Below are 837 nucleotides of genomic sequence, written 5' to 3' on the forward strand. Positions count from 1 at the left end.
TTTGTATGAGCCTGTGATTTCTTCTTTTTCGTTCCTTTTCATTTGCCAGTTTTTCTAATTTTTTGCCTTGATTTTGTAATTGTTTCAGCTTTACATCGCACTTTTCTCTTTCTTCCTGAAGTTCAGAAATTTGTTCCTGTACTTCCTGTAATGTTTTTTCTTTCTTCATTTTTAATTCCTCCGTTTTGGTATCTGCTTGTTTCCATAAAGAAAGGTTAAGCACCTTTTTTGACACTTAACCTTTCCAAGTTTTTAGATTTTATCTTCTAAAATCTTTCTCAGTTTTTCTAAAATCCTATCCCTCCTCCCACTGATTGCTTGATGTGTAACTTTCTCTCTTCTGCTGATTGACCTTAGACTTTCTTCTTTGTAGAAGATGGCTTCCATTAGTTCTCGTTCTTCTTTTGTAAGAGTATTTAATGCTTTATGAAGTTCTTCAATTCGCATTTTTACTTCTACAATTTTTTCTAAGTCTATCTTTTCATCTATGATGTTATCTACAAAGTGTCCATCATGATCCAGTGCCGAAAATGGTATTACATTATGCTTCCAATCTTTTCTTTGGAGATACTTTTCATGCTCTGTTATCTTCCAATAGGCTTTGTAGACTTCTTCACTTACAGGTACGGCTTTGCCTTTTACATAAAGGTAATATTCTTTCTTTGCCACTTAGTCATCCTCCTTTTTAAGTTCTCTGTTTTGGTTTTGAGAATAAAAAAGGAGGACTTCTACACTTTGGCGTAAAAAGTCCTCTCGGCTTAAAAACTAATGTTTTATATAATTTTCTATTTGGTCGTTTCTGGTAAAGTATTATTGCTATGTGTAAGCAATTCCAAG

1 protein-coding gene is annotated in these 837 nt (G+C 33.1%); it reads right to left on the reverse strand.

Translation table 11 applies throughout. The features are described from left to right. Positions 1–252: 252 nt before the first annotated feature. Positions 253–669: a sigma factor-like helix-turn-helix DNA-binding protein gene (locus HMPREF0631_RS09180; protein ID WP_001074477.1), complete on the reverse strand. Its 417-nt coding sequence runs from the start codon at positions 667–669 to the stop codon at positions 253–255. Positions 670–837: the final 168 nt, after the last annotated feature.

The organism is Peptostreptococcus anaerobius 653-L (assembly GCF_000178095.1).
Taxonomy (GTDB): domain Bacteria; phylum Bacillota; class Clostridia; order Peptostreptococcales; family Peptostreptococcaceae; genus Peptostreptococcus; species Peptostreptococcus anaerobius.